Source organism: Pseudarthrobacter sp. NBSH8, from assembly GCF_014217545.1.
Lineage (GTDB): Bacteria > Actinomycetota > Actinomycetes > Actinomycetales > Micrococcaceae > Arthrobacter.
This window is the reverse complement of record NZ_CP043178.1, coordinates 3096124-3113738: the sequence shown is the minus strand read 5'-3', so window position 1 is coordinate 3113738 and position 17615 is coordinate 3096124. Positions and strand designations below refer to the sequence as shown.

At 64.2% G+C, this 17615-nt stretch carries 14 protein-coding genes, 2 tRNA genes and 1 pseudogene; 11 read left to right on the top strand and 6 right to left on the bottom strand.

Annotation, left to right across the window (positions count from 1 at the left end; translation table 11 throughout):
* Nucleotides 1-14: 14 nt before the first annotated feature.
* Both FYJ92_RS14320 and FYJ92_RS14315 read right to left on the bottom strand, forming a co-directional pair.
* Nucleotides 15-1244, bottom strand: coding sequence for a glutathionylspermidine synthase family protein (locus tag FYJ92_RS14320; protein ID WP_185261285.1), 1230 nt, complete (start codon nt 1242-1244; stop codon nt 15-17).
* Between the two features lie 2 nt (nt 1245-1246).
* Nucleotides 1247-1840, bottom strand: coding sequence for a Tat pathway signal protein (locus tag FYJ92_RS14315; RefSeq protein WP_185261284.1), 594 nt, complete (start codon nt 1838-1840; stop codon nt 1247-1249).
* 170 nt (nt 1841-2010) lie between these two features.
* On the opposite strand from FYJ92_RS14315, the gene FYJ92_RS14310 reads away from it, so the two are divergent.
* The 4 genes from FYJ92_RS14310 (at nt 2011) to FYJ92_RS14295 (ending at nt 5687) form a co-directional block, all read left to right on the top strand.
* Nucleotides 2011-2667: an MOSC domain-containing protein gene (locus FYJ92_RS14310; RefSeq protein WP_185261283.1), complete on the top strand. Its 657-nt coding sequence runs from the start codon at nt 2011-2013 to the stop codon at nt 2665-2667.
* A gap of 405 nt (nt 2668-3072) precedes the next feature.
* A complete protein-coding gene (locus FYJ92_RS14305) occupies nt 3073-5244 on the top strand; it encodes a DEAD/DEAH box helicase (protein ID WP_185261282.1) in 2172 nt (723 codons plus the stop codon).
* Between the two features lie 235 nt (nt 5245-5479).
* A tRNA-Thr gene (locus FYJ92_RS14300) sits at nt 5480-5551 on the top strand.
* A 62-nt stretch (nt 5552-5613) separates the two neighbouring features.
* Nucleotides 5614-5687: transfer RNA gene (locus FYJ92_RS14295), tRNA-Met, on the top strand.
* Between the two features lie 74 nt (nt 5688-5761).
* On the opposite strand, the gene FYJ92_RS14290 is transcribed toward FYJ92_RS14295, so the two are convergent.
* Nucleotides 5762-7147: a protein kinase gene (locus FYJ92_RS14290; RefSeq protein WP_185261281.1), complete on the bottom strand. Its 1386-nt coding sequence runs from the start codon at nt 7145-7147 to the stop codon at nt 5762-5764.
* A 128-nt stretch (nt 7148-7275) separates the two neighbouring features.
* Between FYJ92_RS14290 and FYJ92_RS14285 the strand changes: the two genes are divergently transcribed.
* Nucleotides 7276-7833 carry a dihydrofolate reductase family protein gene (locus tag FYJ92_RS14285; protein ID WP_185261280.1) on the top strand — a complete coding sequence of 186 codons (558 nt, stop codon included), beginning with the start codon at nt 7276-7278 and terminating at the stop codon, nt 7831-7833.
* A gap of 75 nt (nt 7834-7908) precedes the next feature.
* Entirely contained in the window at nt 7909-8565 is a 657-nt protein-coding gene (locus FYJ92_RS14280) for an SDR family oxidoreductase (protein WP_185261279.1), read from the top strand.
* A gap of 235 nt (nt 8566-8800) precedes the next feature.
* Here FYJ92_RS14280 and FYJ92_RS14275 read toward each other — a convergent pair whose 3' ends face one another.
* Nucleotides 8801-10003, bottom strand: a complete 1203-nt coding sequence (locus FYJ92_RS14275) for an ROK family transcriptional regulator (RefSeq protein WP_185261278.1) — start codon at nt 10001-10003, stop codon at nt 8801-8803.
* A gap of 133 nt (nt 10004-10136) precedes the next feature.
* On the opposite strand from FYJ92_RS14275, the gene FYJ92_RS14270 reads away from it, so the two are divergent.
* The 5 genes from FYJ92_RS14270 to FYJ92_RS14250 are packed head-to-tail and all read left to right on the top strand — an operon-like array spanning nt 10137 to nt 16072.
* Complete coding sequence (locus FYJ92_RS14270; protein WP_255482116.1) at nt 10137-11531, top strand: ABC transporter substrate-binding protein; 1395 nt, start codon at nt 10137-10139, stop codon at nt 11529-11531.
* A 26-nt stretch (nt 11532-11557) separates the two neighbouring features.
* Complete coding sequence (locus tag FYJ92_RS14265; protein ID WP_185261277.1) at nt 11558-12496, top strand: carbohydrate ABC transporter permease; 939 nt, start codon at nt 11558-11560, stop codon at nt 12494-12496.
* Nucleotides 12496-13365 carry a carbohydrate ABC transporter permease gene (locus FYJ92_RS14260; protein ID WP_185261276.1) on the top strand — a complete coding sequence of 290 codons (870 nt, stop codon included), beginning with the start codon at nt 12496-12498 and terminating at the stop codon, nt 13363-13365. Before FYJ92_RS14265 ends, FYJ92_RS14260 begins: the two co-directional genes overlap by 1 nt.
* Before the next feature lie 53 nt (nt 13366-13418).
* Nucleotides 13419-15131: a glycoside hydrolase family 13 protein gene (locus FYJ92_RS14255; RefSeq protein ID WP_185261275.1), complete on the top strand. Its 1713-nt coding sequence runs from the start codon at nt 13419-13421 to the stop codon at nt 15129-15131.
* Complete coding sequence (locus FYJ92_RS14250; RefSeq protein ID WP_185261274.1) at nt 15131-16072, top strand: aldo/keto reductase family oxidoreductase; 942 nt, start codon at nt 15131-15133, stop codon at nt 16070-16072. Before FYJ92_RS14255 ends, FYJ92_RS14250 begins: the two co-directional genes overlap by 1 nt.
* 525 nt (nt 16073-16597) lie before the next feature.
* Here the strand turns inward: FYJ92_RS14250 and FYJ92_RS14245 are convergent.
* Nucleotides 16598-17242 (bottom strand): annotated as a pseudogene (locus tag FYJ92_RS14245) (cation diffusion facilitator family transporter); the annotation flags it as partial.
* Nucleotides 17239-17565, bottom strand: a complete 327-nt coding sequence (locus FYJ92_RS14240) for a helix-turn-helix transcriptional regulator (protein WP_185261273.1) — start codon at nt 17563-17565, stop codon at nt 17239-17241. The pseudogene FYJ92_RS14245 and the gene FYJ92_RS14240, both read right to left, overlap by 4 nt.
* Nucleotides 17566-17615 lie beyond the last annotated feature (50 nt).

Genomic DNA, 17615 nt, shown 5'->3' with positions numbered 1-17615 from the left:
GAAGGTTAGGGGGCTCATAGGGCGATTCCTGCCTTGTTTGATTTGCTGGATGTGCTGGACAGGGCCTGCGCTGAAAGCGGCGCCGGGGCGTCGATGGTGTTGGGCACAAAACGGCAGAAGTAGTCGGTGATGGGGCCCTCCGATTCGCGGATCCCGCAGCCCACGGACTCGCCGTCCACCACCCAGAGGCCAAGGACGGGGTGGTTGCCGGCGAAGTCGGGCAGCGCGTGGAACTGCTGGTAGCACCAGCCCTCACGGCCGTACCCGCCGGGCTGCTCCAGGCTGATGCCCGGAGCGTGGATCTTGATGTTGTCGCCTTCGCGCCCGTGCAGCGGCTTGGCCACCCATTCTCTCAGGGGTCCGGGTTCGTTGAGGTAGGCGGGCAACAGGTTGGGGTGGTCCGGATACAGATGCCACAGCGCGGCCAGCAAGGCCTTGTTGGAGAGCAGCATCTTCCATGCAGGCTCCACCCAGCGGGGATTGTGCGCACGCTGCAGCAGCCGGTGCCCGAACGGCTCCTTCATCATCAGCTCCCACGGGTACAGCTTGAACATGGTGCTGATCATGAAGTTGTCCAGGTCCACAAAGCGGTTCAGGTTGGGATCCCAGCCGATATCGGACATGTTGATGCCGATGGTGGTCCAGCCCGCCTGGCTGGCCACGTCCCGCATGTATCCGGCCGTCATCCAGTCCTCACCGGACTCCTCAGCCTCCGAATGGGCAATGTGCAGCGTGCTCATGCCGGTGCGGTACTGCATCTTCTTCCACTGCCGGATCAGGGCCTCGTGGATGCCGTTCCACTGGTCCTTTTCGGGGAACACGTCCTGCAGCCAGAACCATTGCGCCACGGCGGCTTCGATCAGGCCCGTGGGGGTGTCGGCGTTGTACTCCAGCATCTTGGCCGGTCCGCCCTGGCCGTCATAGATAAAGTCGAAGCGGCCGTAGACATCCATGTCAGCGGCCTGCAAAGACTCAGCCGCGAGCTCCAGCGCCTGCGGGCCGATGCCGATGTTCCCCAGGGCGCCGGTGGCCAGGAACCTGGCCGCCTCCAGGCACATCCTGTGCATGTCCTCGGCTGTGACCTCCAGCGTCTCCACTTCGTCCATGGTGAATTCGTAGTAGGCCGCCTCGTTCCAGTATTCGATCTTCTTACCGTCGGGCATGGTGGTGGTGGAGAAGACCAGGCCCTGTTCTTCGATCTTCTGCTTCCAGTCAGGCCTGGGCTCCGATAACAACCGCTTCACGCCTAGCCCCCCGTGCTTCCGCCTTTGGAGCTGCTGCCAAACCCGCCCCTGCTGACTGTTCCGCCCTTGGTGCTGTACCCGGTGGAAGCCTTGGCGCCGCTGGGGATGGTGCTGGTGTAGCTCGGGTACGAGGACCGGTTCTGGCCTACCCCGGGAACGCTGGCGCCGCGGGAGTAGAAGTACCATGCGTAGAGTGCGCCACTGCGGCCGGCGGAGCTGTTGCACTGCGTATCTTCCACGCGCTCGCCGGTTTCGTCGTTGAAGCAGACCTGGGCGTAGTCGGCCTCATCCTGGTTGCTGGCCACAACAGCGGTGATGGTGCCGGCAAGGAGGGCCGTGACTCCCAACCCCACCACTACGGTCCGCCGCTGGGAACGCTTTTTGTGGGCGGCCGCATCATGGGTCTGGCGCTCGCGGTCACGGGCGAAGGGATCAACCGTGGGAATGGGTTCGTTCAGGAGTTCAGGGCGCAGTTCCGGCTTGGGAACCTGCCAGGGCGGCGGCTTCGGCGCGCCGTGATCCTTGCCTTGACCGGCGCCCTGGTCTTTGGGCTGGTCTCTGTCCGGACCGTTGCCTTGGCCCTTTTCCGGGTCCATGACGTCACCCCCTGGTAGTCCATGCTGAATGTGGGCGCAGCTGTGCGCCGGAAGCTCAATCCTGAGTTCAGCCTAGCCGCTGCCCTGGCTGGCTGCGAGCGGAAACCGGGGCAGAAGTCCCCACCCTGCCGCCCAGTCCCAATGCGGGCCCGGGAACCTACACTGGAGCCATGGAAACCGCATCTGTGCTGGCCATCTGCCGCGTCCACCAGCTCCTCGCCACTGAGGGGAGCGTGGGGGTGACGGCTATCGACAAGCGCCCGGTGGAGGGCCCGGTCCGTGTCCATCGGCTCGGCCTGCACGGCGATGTCCAGGCGGACCGGATCAACCACGGCGGGGAGGACCAGGCCATCTACGCCTACTCCCAGGAGGACGCAGGTTACTGGGCCAGCGAGCTCCAGCGGGACCTCCCGCCCGGGATCTTCGGCGAAAACCTTCGCGTGGCCGGCATCGAAACCACCGGCGCCATCATCGGAGAGCGCTGGAAGATCGGACTGGACGTGGAACTGGAAGTCACCTCCCCGCGCACGCCCTGCGCCACGTTCCAACGGCGCCTTGACGAACCCCGCTTCGTCAAACGCTTCACGGAGGCCGGTCGCGTGGGCGCCTACCTCAGGGTGATCCGCACCGGCAGCATTCAGGCCGGGGACCACATCCACCGCGTCTTTGTGCCCAACCACGGCATTACGGTGGGCAAATGGTTCAGCGAGCCCGACCTGGAGTCCATGGAACTCCTCCGGGACGCCGACGCCGACCGCGAGATCCGCCTGCAGCAGCCCGAATTCAACCAGAAATTCGAAGCCCTGATACGGCGTTCACGGGGGTAACGGCCCAGCTGAGTGGCTGGCAGGGGAGCCATGTGCGCAAGCTCACCGCCGCCGTCGTACGTTCAATTAGCCGCAAAGCGGATCTGTACCTTACACTTGAAACATCCCCCACTCCGGAAATCCCTTATTCCTGCCCAATTTTTGAGGCAGGACTGGCAAGTGTTGGGGCCCGCTATTGTGATGCGGGCATTTTCATAGGGAGAGCCGGCTAAAGAAAACGCTGTACAGACTGCTGAGATAGCAGCCAAGAGATGCAGCGGGAAGTCCTGCCACGGGATTGCGAAAGCGCCGGACTTCTAAGTGACCGGCCGGTCAATGTATGCCCGGCACCCACGGCACACGTACTGCGGCTCCGCTCACCTCGGGTTGTGCCGCCTGGCCCCCTATGGATGAGGAAATTTCCCTATGCCCGAAAATCAAAATGACGCCACCGTTGAAGCAGTAACTGTCGAAACCGTCGCCGTCGAATTCACCGAGGCCGTTGCCCCCGCAGCAGAGCCCGCCGTCACTGAAACCGAAGCTCCCGCCGCTCCCGCCAAGGTTGAAGAAGCTCCCGTAGCCAAGGCTGAGGAAGCTAGGTCCGAAGAGGCACCCGCCAAGGCTGAGGAAGCCGAAGAAGAGGGCGTCAAGTTCGCCGATCTTGGCATTGATGCCCGCGTCCTCGCTGCCCTGCAGGATGTCGGCTACGAAAAGCCTTCCCCCATCCAGGCAGCAACCATCCCGCTGCTGCTTGAAGGCCGCGACGTTGTGGGCCTCGCCCAGACCGGCACCGGTAAGACTGCAGCTTTCGCAGTACCGGCGCTGTCCCGCCTGGCTGAGCTCCACGACCTCAACGGCCCGTCACGCAAGACGCAGGCCCTGGTCCTGGCTCCGACCCGTGAGCTCGCGCTTCAGGTTGCCGAGGCCTTCACCTCATACGCCAAGCACATCGATGACTTCACCGTCCTCCCCGTCTACGGCGGCTCCGCTTACGGCCCCCAGCTCGCCGGCCTGCGCCGCGGTGCCCAGGTTGTTGTCGGTACTCCGGGCCGTGTGATCGACCACATCTCCAAGGGCTCCCTGGACCTGTCCGAGCTCCAGTACCTGGTGCTGGACGAGGCTGACGAAATGCTGCGCATGGGCTTCGCTGAAGACGTGGAACAGATCTTCCAGCAGACCCCGTCGGACCGCCAGGTTGCACTGTTCTCGGCAACCATGCCGAGCCAGATCCGCCGGATGTCCAAGCAGTACCTGAACAACCCGGCCGAGATCTCGGTCAAGTCCAAGACCACCACCGGCGCCAACACCCGCCAGCGGTACCTGCAGGTTATGGGCCCGCACAAGCTTGACGCCCTGACGCGCATCCTCGAGGTTGAAGAGTTCGACGGCGTTATCGCCTTCGTGCGCACCAAGATGGCTACCGAGGACCTGGCTGACAAGCTGAAGGCCCGCGGCTTCCAGGCTGCCGCCATCAACGGCGACATCCCGCAGCAGCAGCGCGAACGCACTGTCGAGGCGCTGAAGGAAGGCCGCATCGATATCCTCGTGGCCACCGACGTCGCCGCCCGTGGCCTTGACGTTGAGCGCATCAGCCACGTGGTCAACTACGACATCCCGCACGACACCGAGTCCTACGTCCACCGCATCGGCCGCACCGGCCGTGCAGGCCGTTCCGGCGACGCCATCCTGTTCATGACGCCGCGCGAGAAGTACCTGCTGCGTTCCATTGAAAAGGCAACCCGCCAGCCGGTGGAGCAGATGCACCTGCCCACGGCCGAGACCGTCAACACGCTGCGCCTGGGCAAGTTCGCCGAGCGCATCACGGAGACCCTCGAGTCCGAGGACGTTGCCGCGTTCCGCGACCTCATCTCCTCCTACGAGGAAGAGCACAACGTGCCGGCCTCGGAGATCGCTGCTGCGCTGGCCGTGATGGCCCAGGGCGGTCAGCCTCTGCTCGTCAAGGAACTGGCTGCAGCTCCCGATTTCCAGAAGCGCGAGCGCTCCAAGGACGGCTTCGGCTCACGTGGCCCGACTCGTACGCTCACCGAAGGCAATGCCACCTACCGGATCGCCGTCGGACGCCGCCAGCGCGTTATGCCGGGCTCCATCGTGGGCGCCATTGCCAACGAAGGCGGCATCTCCTCGGCCAACATCGGCGGCATCGACATTCGCGCCGACCACTCCCTCGTGGAGCTCCCGGCGGACCTTAGCGCCGACCAGCTGAAGGCGCTGTCCCGCACCCGGATCGGCGGCGAGCTGATCCACCTCGAGCTGGACAACGGCCGCAAGCCCTCCGGCGACGGCGAGCGTGGCGGTTACCAGGGCAACCGTGGCGGCGACCGCGGCGGTTACCAGGGCAACCGTGGCGGCGGCGACCGCGGCGGCTACTCCGGCGGTGGCGACCGTGGCGGAGACCGTGGCGGCAACTTCAAGGGCAACGGCGGGTTCAAGAAGGAATTCCGCAAGACCGACGGCGAGCGTAGCTCCGCTGACCGTGGCGGCCGCTCCTTCAGCGACCGCAACGAGCGCAGCGTGGGCACGGACGCGGCACGCAAGCCGCGCACCGAAGGCGGCTTCAAGCCCCGCAACAAGTGGTAACCACTGCTTCCTAAAGTGAACTGAGAACGGGCCGGCTGTCTGCCGGCCCGTTCTGCTTTAACCTTGCCGCTTATGTTCGCTTGGTCACATCCTCTTAGGGATCCGTCCCCGGGCCGGTGCATGGTCCGTCCGAAGGCCCCAGGAAGCCCGTATTTCCGGTATTTTTGGCCCCTTTGACACTGTTCTGGAGCCGATTTGTTGGTGGCCAAATCTTCCGGTAGAGTATTTACTCGTTGCCCCCCTAGCTCAGTGGTAGAGCGCGTTCTTGGTAAGAACGAGGTCACCGGATCGATTCCGGTGGGGGGCTCTGGATGAGGGCCTGTGTCAAGGCGGTTTTTGACCGGCTTGGCGCAGGTTTTTCTCATTCGTGGCGGTGTAGCTCAGTTGGTTAGAGCGCACGACTCATAATCGTGAGGTCGGGAGATCGAGCCTCCCCACCGCTACACAGAAAAACCCCCGGAATCCTTGAGATTCCGGGGGTTTTTGGCGACTATTGATAGTTCGCAACACCCCAGGGTTAAGGCGACAGCACGGTTTGAGCCGATTTTCGGCTTGCGAGCCGCAATTCCAGATCATTCATGACCAACGCTGCCAGGTCCTGCAGGGTGGCCGTGTCTGCCGGCGTCATCGTCCGGGGGGCGATGTCGAGTATGCACAGGGTTCCTAGGTTGTGGCCCTCGCGGGTCCTCAGCGGTGCGCCGGCGTAGAAGCCGAGGCCGAAATCTCCGGCGACAAGGGGATTGGAGAGTGTCCGTGGATCTTCGGGTGCGTTCTCCACGACCCAGACCTCGCCCTGCATGATGGCTGACGCGCAGAGGCCCGGGTCCCGGTTGATTTGCGCGACCGTGGTCCCGTGGTGGGACTTGAACCAGATGCGATCATGATCGACGATACTTACGATTGCTATCGGGACGTTGAAAAGCCTGGCTGCCAGTGCGGTGATTCTGTCGAAGGCGCCGTCCGGCGGGGTGTCCAGGATCCGGTATTGGTGCACCGCGGCCATGCGGTCCGCTTCGTCGTCGGGAATGATGGAGGGGTCCACCTTGCGTTTGCCCCGGCCCGCTGAGACCCGCTCAGCGAGCGACATGGACACTTCGCGGGCTGCGGGTCGGTCCAACGGGTCGGCCGCGGTCATGGCGGCAAGCAGTGTCTTCCAGTCCTGATCCATGTCGGCAGGAATGGGAGGGTCCTGAAACAGCCGGGCGACTGCGCTCTGCAGTGGGTCCCCGGGGTAGGCTGCCTTTCCGGTCAGGCACTCCAGCAGGACCAGGCCGAGGGAATAGACATCGCTGGCCGGAGTAACGGGTTCAGCGCGTGCCTGTTCCGGGCTGAGGTAGGCCGCGGTCCCCAAAAACGCACCGTCGGCATCTTTGGGTGTTTCTGAAATGCGCGCGATTCCGAAATCGGTCAATTTCGCCCGCATTCTCGCGGCGTCATTATGGTAGTCAAAGATCATGATATTGCCTGGTTTGACGTCCCGGTGGATGACATCATTGCGATGGATATAGGCCAAAGCGTCCGCGAGGTCACGCCCTATTTGTGCGGTGTGGCGCGCGCCAAGAGGGCCGCCGCCAAGCCGCTGCTTCAGATCCGGTCCATCGATCAGTTCCATCACCAGGTAGACCCTGGGCCGGCCAGGGACGGAGCGGTCTACACCGGCGTCCAAAAGGGTGACCAGGCCGTGATGATGCATGCGGGCCAGGATCTTCACCTCATCGTCGTCCGCGCCTGCGCCGCCGGTGCTGCGGGCTGGTTTCCTGATAATTTTGACAGCCACGTCACGCTCAAGGAATTCATCCGCGGCCCGATACACGGTGGCCATCGCGCCGGAGCCTATCCGCTCCAGGACGCGGTAACGGCCGCCGAGGAACACATCTGAGCGGCTGCTGTCCGGAGTAATCATTCAGCAACCTTACTTTCTTGGGTTACCCGGCGCTAAAGCATCCACTAGCCGGCCTCTCCGCAAGGATCGGATACCGCGTTCCCGGCGGTGTCTATCCGACGGCGGGCGGCGTCGGCACAATGGGCCGTATGGGCCAACTTTTCTACTCAGGCATCGCGTCCCTGGACGGCTATATGGCGGACCGGGACGGCAACTTCAGCTGGAGTAAGCCGGACGAGGAAGTGCATACCTTCGTCAACGATCTCGAACGCGACGTAGGAACCTACCTCTACGGCCGCCGTATGTACAATGTCATGTCGGTGTGGGAAACCATGGATACTCCCGATCTACCGGCCTATATCCGGGACTATGCGCGGATCTGGCAGAGGGCAGACAAGGTTGTCTACTCCACCACCCTCACCGCCGCATCCACGGCCAAAACCAGGATTGAGCGGACTTTTGCTTCCGAGGCCGTCCGGGACCTGAAGAACATCACTGACGGGAACATCAGCATCGGCGGCCCCACCCTGGCCGCCGCCGCGCTCCGGGCCGGACTGGTGGAGGAATGCCGCTTGTTCCTTAATCCGGTGGCAGTGGGAGGAGGCCGGCGATTCCTGCCGGACGGGCTGGGCCTGCGGCTGGAACTCCTCGAAGAGCACACCTTTGGAAACGGCGTGGTCTACCTCCGTTACCGCACGCTCTCCTGACGGCGGCCGGGACCGCTGCCCACATACCGCCGGCAAATGCGCCCGGCCCGCCGCCGCGAGGGGCAGAATGGGGGCATGACCCGCATCGTTATCATCGGCGGCCACGGCAAAGTGGCCCTCCACCTGTCCGCGCTTCTTACAACCGAAGGTCACAGCGTCACGTCGATCATCCGCAACCCGGACCATGCGGCCGACGTCGCTGCAACCGGAGCTACGCCGTCGGTCCTGGATGTTGAAAATTCGACGACGGCGGCAATCGTCGACGCACTCAGGGACCATGACGCCGTGGTCTGGTCCGCCGGGGCCGGGGGAGGAAGTCCGGACCGCACTTATGCGGTGGACCGTGACGCAGCCATCCGGTCCATGGACGCGGCGGCGGAGGCCGGCGTCGGGCGGTACATCATGGTGTCCTACCTCGGCGCGGGACCGGACCATGGAGTCCCGGCAGAGAACAGCTTCTTTGCCTACGCAGACGCCAAAGCAGCAGCGGATGACTACCTGCGCGGCACCACACTGGCCTGGACCATCCTGGGCCCCGGGACGCTGACGGACCAGCCGGGGACGGGGCTTATCGAGGTGGACCCCGGCCGGGAAGGCAGCGGGGCAACCTCCCGCAGCAACACGGCAAGTGTGGCAGCCGCCGTGCTGGACCTGCCCGAAACGGCGGGGAAGACCATCGAATTCCGCGACGGCACCCTGCCTATCGCGGCGGCGCTTGAGCCGCAGCCGTAGCCGAAGGGACCGGCTCAGGCTACTGGCCCCGATAAGCTGAAATAGGCGGCCGGCGCCTCCCGCCGGGCGGCGGGACAGGCCGCTCTGTTGGGGAAGCAGGCACATGGATCAGTTGGCTGCACGCCGAGCCCCTGGACGGCAGTCTCCGGAATGAAAGCGTGGCCGATCTTCGCGTTCGGGGCCGCGGCCTTGTTGCGCCAGCTGGACCTGCGGACCATGATCATGCCGGAATAAGTTACGCCGGAACCGCGAGCTCCAGGTCCAGGGAGTTCTTCTCCACGTAGTCGAGGGCGCACCGGACGGCTCCCACGGTTACGACCGAATCCCCCAACGGCGAGACGGCCACCCGCGGGGGGTTGACGGTGTACTCCGTAAGGTGCCTGGCGATCGGCTTGAGCAGCACCCCGGCGGAGTTCGCTACCGCCCCGCCAATGACCACGAGTTCGGGGTTTATCATGGTGGCGATGGCCCCGATAACCCTGGCCATCCTGTCAGCCAGCCGTTCAAGGATCTTGAGCGCCACGGCATCGCCGTCCGCCGCGGCTGCGAAGACGTGCTCTGCTTCGGCGCCTTTGGCGGCGTATTCCCGGAGCGACGTCTTGGCCTTGCCCGCGAGCGCATCTGCAGCCCATCTCCTGGCCAGTGCGGCGATACCGTAGGTATCTCCCACTCCCTCCACCATGTCGAGGAAGGCGAGCTCGCCGGCGCCGCCGCCGCGGCCGTGCAGCAGCCGTCCGCCGTCGATCACGCCCGAACCGAGGCGTTCACTCGCGAGAATGACCACGACGTCGTCCACGCCGGCGGCGGCGCCCCGCCAGCGGTCGCCCAGCGCGGCCAGGTTGGCGTCGTTTTCCAGCAGTACCGTCCAGCCCCGACGGTCCCGTAGTGCAGACTTCAAGCCGACGTCGAACAGTCCCCAGAAGTGCTGCGTCACGAGCACTACGCCGTTGCGGTCCACCGGCGCCGCAATGCCGGCGCAGACCGCCAGAACGGAATCGGGGGAGGCCCCCACGCTGTGGAGAGCCATCATGGCGGTGCGGTCAATCACGTCGATTCGTTCCTCGGCTGGTATGTCTGCTTCCGCGAAGGGCTGGCTGGACCTGCCGAGTGCCTTTCCGCGAAGGTCGGACACCACCACGGTGGCCTTGGAGACACCGATGTCCATGCCCAAAACGTAGCCTGCGCGTTCGTTGAGCTCGAACCGTCGTGCCGGTCTGCCTTTCTGGTAGCCGCCGAAGGCCCGCTGGTTCTCCAGCTCACGGATCCAGCCTCGGTGCATGAGGTCCTCGCACACTGATATGGCTGTGGCCCGTGTCAGCCCGGTGGATTCCATGACTTCGGTGACTGTTACGGCCTCCGATGCGCGCATAAAATCCAGGACGGCTCCGGCACTCACGCGCCTGAGCAACTGTGGCGTTGCGACGGAAATTTCGGACATGGTGTTGACCCCCTGTGTTCTGCACCACATAATACTTGAGAAACTAAATTTAGATTCAAAATAAACAACGTTCGCCAGGTGGGTCTGACCGCTGTCAAACCACCGGCCTTCGCCAAAATCCTTCATTCAGCCTTTGCAAAGGAGCAACCGTGAACCGCATCCCGAAGCACTGCCCGCCCTCACCACCGCACTCTCCCCGCGGCTGCCGTACGTCGGCCCCCGTCCTGTGAAGGGCGCTGTAGCCGCTGCGCTGCCCAGCAGGCGCTGGCTGTTCCGGGCGGCCGGCCTGGCCGGCGCAGCAGCCTTGCTTCCCGTCACCGGCTGCGCCGCCGGTGGAGGGCAGCAGGCTGGCGTCACCACCCTGCGATTTATGCAGAACAAGCCTGAGGTGGTGGACTACTTCAACCACGTGATCAAGGACTTCGAAGCACTGAACCCGGATATCCGGGTCATCCAGGACTTCAATGAGGGTAACTTCGTCCCCGGCCTGGTCCGCAACGATCCGCCGGACGTCGTCACCCGGGGATTCGCCACCGAAACGGCCGAGTTTGTCCGGAAAGGGATCTTCGCCGACCTGTCCGGCCTTCCCGTGGCCAAGACCATTGATCCGAAGTTCCAGGACCTCATCAGTTCCTGGGGACAATACAACGGGCACGAAACCAGCGCCCTGCCGTTTTCCATTGCCGCGGCCGGGGTCATCTACAACCGCGATATCTTCGCCGCCCACGGCGTGGCTGTTCCAACCACGTGGGACGCGTTCATCGGCGCGTGTGAGACCTTCAAGGCCGCGGGCATCACACCGATCTACGGGACGTTCAAGGACGCCTGGACCCTCCGCCAGGGGGCCTTCGACTACGTCACCGGAGGAATGCTGGACGTCGGCAGGTTCTTCAAGGACCTGATGGCCAAGGGTGCCAACATCCCGCAGTCCGCCCCCGAGTCATTCAGCAATCATTACCGCTCCTCGCTGCCGAAAATCCTGCAGCTTGCCTCCTTTTCGCAGAACGGGGCGGCCAGCAAGAACTACTCCGACGGAAATGCCGCATTCGGCAAGGGCCAGGCCGCCATGTACCTGCAGGGGCCCTGGGCGCTGTCCCAGCTTGTGCAGGCCAACAAGGACATCAAGCTCGGCACTTTTCCGCTGCCGGTCACCAACGACCCGGACCAGACCAAGGTTCGCGTCAACGTGGACATGGCACTTTCCATCACCCGGAACACGCGCAAACGGGCCGCGGCGGAGAGGTTCCTCGTCTACCTCCTGGAACCGTCTGTGGTCAACACGTACAACGAGAAGAACGCGGCCTTCTCTCCGCTGCTGGACGCCCCAGCCGTTAGCAATCCCCATCTCAGCGGTGTTGCCGCCCACGTGGGCGAAGGCCGCTACTACCAGGGCGCGGGAACGTACTTTCCCCCGTCCGTCCCCATGAACAACTACATCCAGTCCTTCGTCTTCAACAAGAACGGTGAACAGTTCCTGACCACGGTGGACGACGAATGGCGCCGCGTCGCCGAGCGGACAGCGGTCTGATGCCCACCCCGATCTCAGGAGCCCTCATGACCGCAACCGCCCTGGCGGCCGAGACAACCCCGTCCCCGCACAACAGCCCCGCCCGCGCGCCCGGCGTCCGTTTCAATCGCCGGATCGACCCCACCTACTACTGGATGGTGGTGCCGGTCCTCGCGCTCTTCGCCTTCTTCATCACCCTCCCGGCGCTGGTTGGTGTGTTCTTCAGCCTCACCAACTACGCAGGCTACGGCGACTGGAAGTTCATCGGACTGTCCAACTACGTCAACATCTTCAAGGATCCGGCGGTCCTGCAGTCGTACATCTTTACGTTCGTCTTTGCCCTGGCCGCCACCGTGGTGGTGAACGTTGTGGCACTAACCATCGCTCTTGGCCTCAACGCGAAGATCAAGTGGCGCACAGGAATCCGCACGGTGTTCTTCATCCCCATGGTGCTGTCCGCGCTGGTTGTGTCCTTCGTGTTCAACTACCTGTTCTCGAACACCCTGCCGGTACTGGCCGAGCGGTTCGGCGTTACACCGTTGGCCACGAGCATCCTCGCCAACGAAAACCTCGCCTGGCTGGCCATTGTGCTGGTCACTGTGTGGCAGGCTGCACCCGGCGCCACCATCATCTACCTCGCGGGCCTGCAGAGCGTTCCCGCGGAAGTATACGAAGCCGCGGACCTGGACGGAGCCGGCAGCTTCCGCCAGTTCCGAAGCCTCACGCTGCCCCTCATCGTCGGCTACCTGGTGATCAATGTGATCCTCGGCTTCAAAGGATTCCTGGGGACGTACGAGATCATCGTGGGCCTCACCGGCGGCGGACCCGGCATGGCGACACAGTCAGTGGCCATGCGCATCTTCTCCGGCTTCACAGGCGGCGACTACTCCTACCAGATGGCCAACGCGGTCATCTACTTCCTGATCACTTTGCTGATCTCCGTCATCCAGTTGCGCCTCATTCAGCGCCGGGGGGTATCACTGTAATGACCGCATCCACTCTTCCCGTAGCCACATACCGCAGGAACAGCCGCGAAGGCTTCAAGGTCAACTGGTGGCTTACGGCCCTGATGCTGGTGGCCTCGCTGACCGTCCTGCTGCCGCTGTACTTCACTGTGGCCATGGCGCTGAAGTCGCCGGACCAGATCGGCACCGGGACCGGGCTTGCCTGGCCGAACCCGCTGAACTGGGAGAACTTCGTAGCCGCATATGTGGCCACGAACTTCCCCCGGGCGTTTATGTCCACGGCTTTCGTCACCGTCTTCAGCGTCCTGGGCTCGCTGGCCTGCAGCTCGCTTGTGGCTTATGCCATTGCCCGGAACTGGAACCACCGGTTCTTCCGCGGCTCCTTTGTGTACCTTCTTTCCGCCATGTTCATTCCGTTCCCGGTGATCATCCTGCCGCTGATCAAACAGACGGCATTGCTCGGCCTGGACAACCCGGCCGGCGTCGTCTTCCTGCACGTGCTCGGCGGAATCTCGTTCAACGCGCTGTTGTACATCGCTTTCGTCCGCTCCATACCCGTGGAGCTGGAGGAATCGGCCAGGATTGACGGCGCCACCACATGGCAGGTGTTCCGCAAGATCATCTTCCCGCTGCTGGCCCCCATGAACGCCACGGTGGGCATCTTCGCTTTCCTGGGCTCGTGGAACGACTTCCTGCTGCCGCAGATGATGATCGCCGACCCGTCGCTGCAGACCCTCCCCGTGGTCCAGATGCTGTTCCAAGGCGAATTCAACACGGACTACAGCCTCGCGTTCGCGTCCTACCTGATGGCCATGGCGCCCACCCTGGTGGTTTACATCCTGGCCCAACGTTGGGTACTGTCCGGAGTCATGCGCGGGGCCGTTAAATAGCCAGATCAATCAACCCAGCAACAACAACCCAACAAAGAGAAAAGGATCATCCTTTGCCCACCATCGCCACTCTGGCAACCCTGTCCGACTCTGACCGCATGAGCGATCCCAACTGGTGGCGCCAGGCCGCGGTCTACCAGATCTATCCCCGCAGTTTCTCCGATTCAAACGGGGACGGCATGGGTGACATCAAGGGCATCACGGCCAAGGTCCCGTACCTGAGGGAACTGGGCATCGACGCCGTATGGCTCAGCCCGTTCTACCCGTCAGCCCTCGCCGATGGTGGATACGATGTTGACGACTACCGCGACGTGGACCCCAAACTGGGCACGCTGGCGGACTTCGACGAGATGGCCAAAGCGCTGCACGCCGCCGGCATTAAGCTGATCGCCGACATCGTCCCCAACCACTCCTCGAACCGGCACAACTGGTTCAAGGAGGCGCTCGCCTCGCCGAAGGGCTCCGCCGCGCGCGAGCGCTACATCTTCCGTGACGGCAAAGGACCGAACGGCGAATTTCCGCCGTCGGACTGGGACTCCGTCTTTGGCGGACCGGCCTGGGAACGCATCACCGAGCCCGACGGAACTCCCGGCCAGTGGTACATGCACATCTTCGCCAAGGAGCAGCCGGACCTGAACTGGGCCAGCCGCGAGGTCCGCGATGACTTCCTCAAGACCCTGCGCTTCTGGTCCGACCGCGGCGTGGACGGATTCCGCGTGGACGTTGCCCATGCCCTCACCAAGGACCTCACCGAGCCGCTTCTCTCCAAGCTGGAGCTGACCGAGGCCAACTCGGGGACGGACGGGTTCGACGACGGTTCGCACCCCTTCTGGGACCGGGACGACGTCCACGACATCTACCTCGAATGGCGCGAGGTCTTCAACGAATACAACCCGCCACGCACCGCCGTCGCGGAAGCATGGGTGCATGCCACGCGCCGCGCCCGCTACGCCAGCCCTGAGGGCCTGGGCCAGGCCTTCAACTTCGACCTGCTCCAGGCCGACTTCGATGCCGAGGATTTCCGCGAAATCATCACCCGCAACCTCGCTGAGGCTGCCGCGACGGGTGCGTCCTCCACCTGGGTATTCTCCAACCACGACGTCGTCCGGCATGCCACGCGCTATGGCCTGCCCAAGGCATCCAAGGGCAAGAAGCACGCCAAGGGCCAGGATGGCAAGGGCTGGCTGCTGGCCGGTGGCCCCAAGGACGAACTCGACGTGGACCTTGGCGAGCGCCGTGCCCGCGCCGCAACCCTGCTCATGCTCGCTGTGCCCGGGTCGGCCTACCTGTACCAGGGCGAGGAACTGGGCCTGCAGGAAGTGGCGGAGATTCCGGACGCCGAGCGCCAGGACCCCGCCTTCTTCCGGAACAGGGGCGTTGAGGTGGGCCGTGACGGCTGCCGCGTGCCCCTGCCGTGGAAGGTCGAGGGGACATCGTTCGGTTTCGGCCAGGGCGGCGCGCATCTGCCGCAGCCGGATTGGTTCGGCAAGTACGCGGTGGAGGCGCAGGACGGGACCGAAAACTCCACCCTGGAGCTGTACCGCACGGCCCTGAAGCTGCGCCGGGAACTCCAAGCCGGAGAGGAGCTGGAATGGGTGGAGACCGGTTCCACGGATGTCCTGCATTTCCGCCGCCCCGGCGGCTGGCAGTCCGTTACCAACTTCGGGGACACCGCCGTCGAACTGCCGGCGGGAGCGCTGCTGGTAAGCAGCTCTGCGCTGGAAGACGGCAAGCTGGGCGCCAACAGCACCGCCTGGCTGCGCTGATGCAGGAACTCATCTACGGTTGCATGGGCCTGGGCGGCAGCTGGACCGACGAACCGCATGGTGAGGAACATCTGGTCGAAGCCGCTGCCGCCGTCGAGGCCGCGCTGGACGCCGGCATTACGCTGTTCGACCACGCGGACATCTACCGCAGCGGCAAGTCTGAGGCGGTGTTCGGCGAGGTGCTGGCGGCAACGCCTGGACTGCGTGACCGGATCCGGCTGCAGACGAAGTGCGGCATCCGGCTCCGCGAACGAGGGCTGGCCACGCACTATGACCTCAGCCGGGAAGCCATCCTGGAGCGCGTGGACGGCAGCCTGAAAAGGCTGCAGACGGACTACGTGGATGTCCTCTTGCTGCACCGCCCGGATCCCCTGACGGACCTGGCGGAGGTGGCAGCCGCCGTCGGGCAACTCTTGGCTGACGGCAAGGTACGGGCGCTAGGGGTGTCCAACATGTCCGGCGCGCAGATCGAGGCGCTGCAAAAACGGCTGGAGGTGCCGGTGGTGGCCAACCAGTTGGAGATGAGCCTGCTGAAGCGGGCCTGGCTGGAGAGCCAGGTGCTGGTGAACCATCCGGAGTCGGTGGATTACAGCTTCCCGCACGGGACCCTGGAATACTGCAGCAGCAACGGCGTCACCGTGCAGGCTTACGGTGCGCTGGCCCAGGGCCTGTACACCGGGGCAGCTCCGGAAAACCCGACGGCGGCCGAGACTGCCGCGGCCGCGATGGTTGCGGAGCTTGCCGGTCAGTACGGCACCACGGTGGAGGCTGTCCTTCTCGGCTGGCTGATGAAGCATCCGGCCGGAATTGCGCCCGTGATCGGCACCGTAAATACGCCGAGAATCGCGGCCTGCGCGGACGCCGCCCGCGTTGCGGACGCCATGACCCGGGCCGACTGGTACGGGCTGTGGATTGCGGCGCGGGGCCGCAACCTTCCCTGAGCCCCGGTGATCGAGTCTGTCGAGATCCAAAGTTTCGACGATATCTCCTCAGGCTCGATCACGGGGGAAGCCTTATGAGTTGGCCACGGCAAGAAGGAACACTGATGGTAAGTGTCAGAGGCCATGGTTCGTCAGTGCTTCCACCACCTGATCGATGGTCGGAACGCCGGCAAGACCGTCTGGCGTGATGCAGATCCTGCAGGCTGGATCGCTGGCCGGCGCCCCGGCGGAGAAGATGTCAGCCCCGTCTGCCGTGATCGTTGGAGAACCGGCGAAGCTCGTCCCGGCCGCATCTGCCGGAGTCTTGATGTGCCGCATATGGACGCGGACGTCCTGGCGACCCAAGGCGATCAGGGCGGCTTCCACCTGCTCGAGTGCTTTTGCCACATTCGGGCAGTCATCGATGTGGAGGAGTTCTATTCTCACTTTGCTGCCGGTGCCCGATTCGGCTACGGCGCAGCAGCCGGGAGGATGGCTTTGCGCAATATCCGACTTCCGGGATGCCGGGTCGCCCAAATCGGCCGGTCCGGTGCCCGGCTCGGGGACGGCGCAGCAGACGTCCCCTTTCCAGGCGTTGAGGCCTTCGCACGTGGCGATCCCGGCGATGATCAGTGCTGCACCGGCGTCTGCCCACCACCATCCCAGTGCGCTGTTGAGAACCAGGCCCACCAGGAGAACGGCGGACAGGTAGGTGCAAAGCAGGGTCTGTTTTGAATCTGCGACCGCGGTTCGGGAGCCGAGTTCTCGGCCCGCTCGGCGTTGGAGCCAGGACAGGACGGGCATGATGGCCAGGGACAGGGCAGCGATCAGAATACCGGGAGTGGAATGCTGTGCCTGGTCACCTCCGGACAGGGCCCTGACCGAGTCCGCGGCGACGAACAGTGCAAGGGCGAAGAAGGATATAGCGATGATCCGCAGGGTGATGTGCTCGCGCCGTTCCGGGTCCCGCGCGGAAAACTGCCAGGACAGGGCGACCGCGGAAGCGACCTCGATCACCGAATCAAGCCCGAATCCGACGAGGGCCGAGGAACCGGCCAGGTTGCCCGCCCACAGTGCGACCACGGCCTCAACGACGTTGTAGGTGATCGTCGCGGCCGCGAACAGGCGGATGCGGCGGCTCAGGACAATGCGGCGGTCAGCCGTCGGCCCACTTTGAATTTCCGTGGTCACACCAGGCACGTCCCGTCGGGTGCGCAGCAGGCAGGGTCCACGGCCAGCACTACGCCCAACAGATCCATGATCGCGTGGCCCAGCCGTGCATCAGCAAGCTCATACCGGGTCCGCCGGCCGTCCGGGACGGCCACCACCAGGCCGCAGCCCCGCAAGCATGTCAGATGATTGGACATGCTCTGCCGCGAGACGCCCAGTGAATCGGCCAGGTCCGACGGGTATCCGGGCACATCCGCCAAGGCAAGCAGAATCCGCGCCCGAGTAGGGTCAGAGACCGCGTAGCCGAACCGGGCTAGAATCGGGGCACGTACAAGGGTTTCCATCAGCTGATAGTACAGCCAGGGATGTATTCACGAAATGTGTACTCAATGCG

Coding starts and splice junctions, on each gene's coding strand:
- FYJ92_RS14305 (WP_185261282.1), top strand. CDS start 3,073: ATGCCCGAAAATCAAAATGACGCCACCGTTGAAGCAGTAACTGTCGAA.
- FYJ92_RS14290 (WP_185261281.1), bottom strand. CDS start 7,147: ATGATTACTCCGGACAGCAGCCGCTCAGATGTGTTCCTCGGCGGCCGT.
- FYJ92_RS14260 (WP_185261276.1), top strand. CDS start 12,496: ATGACCGCATCCACTCTTCCCGTAGCCACATACCGCAGGAACAGCCGC.
- FYJ92_RS14275 (WP_185261278.1), bottom strand. CDS start 10,003: ATGTCCGAAATTTCCGTCGCAACGCCACAGTTGCTCAGGCGCGTGAGT.
- FYJ92_RS14280 (WP_185261279.1), top strand. CDS start 7,909: ATGACCCGCATCGTTATCATCGGCGGCCACGGCAAAGTGGCCCTCCAC.
- FYJ92_RS14315 (WP_185261284.1), bottom strand. CDS start 1,840: ATGGACCCGGAAAAGGGCCAAGGCAACGGTCCGGACAGAGACCAGCCC.
- FYJ92_RS14310 (WP_185261283.1), top strand. CDS start 2,011: ATGGAAACCGCATCTGTGCTGGCCATCTGCCGCGTCCACCAGCTCCTC.
- FYJ92_RS14240 (WP_185261273.1), bottom strand. CDS start 17,565: ATGGAAACCCTTGTACGTGCCCCGATTCTAGCCCGGTTCGGCTACGCG.
- FYJ92_RS14250 (WP_185261274.1), top strand. CDS start 15,131: ATGCAGGAACTCATCTACGGTTGCATGGGCCTGGGCGGCAGCTGGACC.
- FYJ92_RS14285 (WP_185261280.1), top strand. CDS start 7,276: ATGGGCCAACTTTTCTACTCAGGCATCGCGTCCCTGGACGGCTATATG.
- FYJ92_RS14265 (WP_185261277.1), top strand. CDS start 11,558: ATGACCGCAACCGCCCTGGCGGCCGAGACAACCCCGTCCCCGCACAAC.